The organism is Mucilaginibacter sp. (assembly GCF_036383575.1).
Taxonomy (GTDB): Bacteria; Bacteroidota; Bacteroidia; order Sphingobacteriales; family Sphingobacteriaceae; genus Mucilaginibacter.
On the sequence record NZ_DASVOB010000020.1, the window covers coordinates 1 to 4,575 of the forward strand.

The 4,575-nt window shown below is 40.9% G+C and carries 6 protein-coding genes; 4 read left to right on the forward strand and 2 right to left on the reverse strand.

Translation table 11 applies throughout. From position 1 onward, the window contains the following. Nucleotides 1–433 (reverse strand): hypothetical protein (locus VF500_RS00570; protein ID WP_330857810.1); only part of this gene is annotated, 433 nt, incomplete at its 3' end. A 13-nt stretch (nucleotides 434–446) separates the two neighbouring features. Then, nucleotides 447–1,223 carry an SAM hydrolase/SAM-dependent halogenase family protein gene (locus tag VF500_RS00575; RefSeq protein ID WP_121224678.1) on the reverse strand — a complete coding sequence of 259 codons (777 nt, stop codon included), beginning with the start codon at nucleotides 1,221–1,223 and terminating at the stop codon, nucleotides 447–449. Nucleotides 1,224–1,325: 102 nt separating this feature from the next. On the opposite strand from VF500_RS00575, the gene VF500_RS00580 reads away from it, so the two are divergent. From VF500_RS00580 to VF500_RS00595, 4 genes are all read left to right on the forward strand, one after another. Next, entirely contained in the window at nucleotides 1,326–2,291 is a 966-nt protein-coding gene (locus VF500_RS00580) for a PhoH family protein (protein ID WP_330857811.1), read from the forward strand. Between the two features lie 157 nt (nucleotides 2,292–2,448). Continuing rightward, nucleotides 2,449–3,393 (forward strand): phosphoribosylaminoimidazolesuccinocarboxamide synthase, encoded by a 945-nt coding sequence (locus VF500_RS00585; protein ID WP_330857812.1) that lies wholly within the window; start codon nucleotides 2,449–2,451, stop codon nucleotides 3,391–3,393. Nucleotides 3,394–3,443: 50 nt separating this feature from the next. After that, nucleotides 3,444–3,821 (forward strand): STAS domain-containing protein, encoded by a 378-nt coding sequence (locus VF500_RS00590; protein WP_330857813.1) that lies wholly within the window; start codon nucleotides 3,444–3,446, stop codon nucleotides 3,819–3,821. A gap of 22 nt (nucleotides 3,822–3,843) precedes the next feature. Continuing rightward, on the forward strand, nucleotides 3,844–4,575 hold a 732-nt coding region (locus tag VF500_RS00595; RefSeq protein WP_330857814.1), incomplete at its 3' end, for a ribonuclease Z.

Below are 4,575 nucleotides of genomic sequence, written 5' to 3' on the forward strand. Positions count from 1 at the left end.
AATGCTGTTCTGAATTGTTTAGTTGCTGTTTAAGGCGTGCATTTTGCTGCTTTAACCTGTTAATCACCTCCATGTAACCGGCGGCGGTAGTCTCGGCTTCTTTGCTGTGGCTCTGGATCTGCCTTTGCTGAAAATCACGGTATTCAAGCAGGATCTTGAGCTCTTTAAAAATAGCATCATCTGTTTTGGAGATATCCATCAGGATGCCGGCCGACCGGCGGATATCATCCTTGGTTTGAAAGCCGAAAATGCCGGTATGTTGCCCCAAACTTTGATCATACTGCCCAAATTTTTGTTTACGGGCTGCCAGCATGTTGTTTATTTTTTGACGCTGAAGCTGGTAAGCTACAGAATCAGAGTTCACAGGACTTTGAGCCGATGCACCAACAGTTGCTATTAAACAGAGTAAAAAAAGCAGCAGGATTTTTTTCATGTATATAAATACCTTATTGAAATTCAATGATCACTTTATCATTCAGGTTTAACCCCAGCAGGCCGCTTGCATTACCTTTGTTTATGGCTATCTCCAAATGGTCGCTGATGCCAAACAAGCAAAGTTTTTCGCCAACGGGCACTTCATTATAATGCCAGCTTAAATGGTTAATGGTTTCGTTGCGCTTAAAATTGAGCACAAAACGCCTGCCTTGCTGTACGTTGTTGAAAAATTCCTTGGTAATATTGGTGATCACATTCTGAAACGAATCGATGTAGATCACCACGCCTTTGATCAGGTTTTTTTCGATAACAGGCTGCAAATTCATTTTGTTTTCGATCTCGCTCACCGGCAGGCCTATCTCATCCAGTTTGCCGCCTTTCGCTAAATGACAAGCCGTTTTTACAAAAATATCTGCCAGCGGAAAGTGCAGAAATTTAAGGTCCTGCATGATGTTGATCTCAACGATATCTTCAGGTGCCTGGTCAAACATGAGCGAAAAAATGCCGTTGTCTGCCCCTACAAAGTAGTGCTTTTTGTAGCGCACCGCAAGGTATTTGGTATGGTCGTTATAAACGGTGTCAATACCAATTAGGTGTACGGTATCTTCCGGAAAATAATGGTAGCTGTTTTTAAGTATAAATGCGGCCTGCTGCACGTTAAAAGCCGCTACGCTGTTGGTAATATCAACAATATTTACTGTGGGCAACAATTTGTAGATACTGCCTTTTAACGCAGCCTGGTAAATATCTTTATCGCCTAAATCAGTAGTTAATGTTATAATTGCCATTAATTTTATAAATATTTATTGCTAATCTTGTAGTAGCATTTGAAGCTACAAATATTCAATTTTTAATTCATAAAAATCTGTAACTAAAAAATCAAATTAGTATTGAACGAACTTAAGCTATCAATTGAAAACGTAAACCCTGCAGTGCTGTGGGGACCGAATAATGATCATTTTGAGATCATTAAGAAACAATACCCCAAGCTTAAAATAGTTGCCCGCGGCAGTGAAGTGAAGATTTTGGGCGATGAAAATGAGATCAATATTTTCCAGGAGAAGTTTACCCACCTGATAAATCATGTTGAGAAATTTGAAAATCTTAACATAACCGACCTCGAACGGATTCTTGGTTCAAGAGCCAGCAATACTACAACGGTTGCAGAACCAACAGCTGTTGATAAATTTGCAAGTGGTGAAGTAATTGTATTTGGGCCGAATGGTATTATGGTTAGGGCCCGTACTACCAATCAACGCCGCATGGTTGATAGTATCAACAAAAGCGATATCCTTTTTGCTATTGGCCCGGCAGGTACCGGTAAAACTTATACAGCTGTGGCTTTAGCGGTAAGGGCGCTTAAAAACAAGGAAATTAAACGCATTATACTAACCCGCCCGGCTGTTGAAGCAGGAGAGAACCTTGGTTTTTTACCGGGGGATCTTAAAGAAAAGATCGACCCGTACCTGAGGCCTTTGTATGATGCTTTGGACGACATGATCCCGGCCGAAAAGCTAAAGGTTTACCTGGAGAACCGTACCATTGAGATTGCACCGCTGGCCTTTATGCGCGGCCGTACCCTTGATAACTGTTTTGTTATTTTGGACGAAGCGCAGAATGCTACCGATATGCAGCTCAAGATGTTCCTGACCCGTATGGGGCCGTCAGCCAAATTTATTGTTACAGGTGACGTTACGCAGATAGATTTGCCGAAAAAACAACAATCCGGTTTACATACCGCTTTAAGGATCCTGACCGATATTAAAGGCATCGAGATAGTTTACCTGAGCGGCGAAGACGTAGTAAGACATAAATTAGTACGTAAGATATTAGAAGCTTACGGGGATATACAGTAATCAGTTGATCAGAGGTTGGCGGTTAGAGATTAGTTGAAAAGCTGAATCCCAACCGGCAACCTTTGATCTCCAATGTAAAGTGATTTGAGATTATTGAATGGGAATAAAAATGCAAATTCCTAACCTCTAATCTCCGATCTCCAATCACTAAAAAAGAATGAACTCAATAAAAGAAACGCATTTTAACTTTCCCGGCCAAACGGCTTTTTACAAGGGGAAAGTACGCGATGTTTATACGATAGATAATAAATTCCTGGCCATGGTTGTTACTGACCGCATTTCGGCCTTTGATGTTGTACTGCCAGAGGCAATTCCTTTTAAAGGACAAGTGCTTAACCAGATCGCTGCCCGATTTTTGGAAGCAACGGCAGATATTGTTCCGAACTGGGTTATTTCAGTTCCGGATCCAAGTGTTACTATTGGCCGTATATGCGAGCCATTTAAGGTAGAGATGGTGATCCGCGGTTATCTGGCAGGTCATGCTGCCCGTGAATATAGCGCAGGCAGACGCCATGTATGCGGTGTAGCTTTACCCGAAGGTTTAAAAGAGAATGACATATTGCCTGAGCCTATCATTACGCCAACAACAAAGGCATCGGTAGGGCATGATGAGGATATTTCACGCGAAGAGATTTTGTCGAGAGGTATTGTATCTGAAGACGATTATGTTAAGCTTGAAGCTTACACCCAGGCCCTGTTTAAACGCGGTACCGAAATTGCAGCTAAGCAAGGTTTGATACTGGTTGATACCAAATATGAGTTTGGTAAGGTTGACGGTCAGATCTACCTGATCGATGAAATCCATACACCTGACTCGTCAAGATATTTTTATAAGGAAGGTTACGAAGAACGCCAGCAAAAAGGAGAGGCCCAAAAGCAGCTTTCGAAAGAGTTTGTGCGCAAATGGCTTATCGAAAATGGTTTCCAGGGTAAAGATGGACAGGTAGTACCGGTTATGACCGAAGAAATTGTTAATTCAATATCTGAACGTTACATCGAGCTTTACGAGCAGATCATCGGCGAGGCATTTGTTAAGCCTGCTGAAGGTAGCGTGTTAACCCGCGTTGAAACGGCAATTAATAACGCCTTGAGTGTTATGTAATTTTTAAATATCCATAAAATATTTATCTTAGCTTATTAATTTTAATAAGAATGAAATTTACTGTAGATAAACACGAGAAATATATATTATTGAAGCTTAATGAGTCAAAATTAAATTCAATAGTAACTCCTCAGTTAAAATCAGAGTTGATTTTGATCAATACAGAGGGTCAGCGCAACATTATTCTCGACTTGTCGCAGGTGAAATATGCCGATTCATCAGGCTTAAGCAGTTTGCTGGTTGGTCATCGCTTGTGTAAAAATGCTGCAGGTTCCTTCATTTTGGCGGGTTTAAATGATGCGGTTGCCCGTTTGGTAACCATATCACAACTGGATAATGTATTAACCATTGTTCCTACTGCCGAAGAAGGTGTCGATCATATTTTTATGGAAGAGATTGAAAAAGAGTTAAAAAAAGAAGCACGATAAACCATTTGATTGTTTACCTATTATGAAATTTGAGGTAACAATCCTTGGCAGCAGCTCTGCAACCCCCATCTTTAACAGAAATCCCACTTCACAGGTGCTCAATATCAATGAGCGCCTGTATTTAATAGACTGCGGCGAAGGCACGCAGCAGCAAATGCTCCGCTTTGATATCAAAGCCAGTCGCATCGATCACATTTTAATTAGTCATCTTCACGGCGATCATTATTTGGGGCTGGTTGGTTTATTATCATCCATGCACCTTAACGGGCGTAAAAAGGCGCTTAAATTAGTTTGCCCCGAACCCTTAAAGGAGATCATTGACCTGCAATTAAAATATTCAGATACGGAGCTGCAGTTCCCGATTGAATATGTATTTACTAACGCGCAGCAAAGTGAAGTTGTGATCAGCAATAATGATGTTGTTGTTGAAACTATTCCGCTTGACCACCGGATTGCCTGTACAGGTTTTTTATTTAAGGAAAAGAAACGTTTACGTAAGCTGATCAAAGAGAAAATAGAAAGCCTTGATATTTCTGTTGCCTATTATTCGATATTAAAAAAAGGCGGGGATTATACGGATGAAAAAGGCAAGGTTTATAAAAATGAAGATTTGACCATCGATTCGGCAGAGCCTAAAAGCTATGCTTACTGCTCCGATACGATGTATAATGAAAACTACTTTGCCCAAATCGCTAACGCCACGCTGCTTTATCATGAGTCCACGTTTTTAAATGATATGCTCGATAGGGCTGTT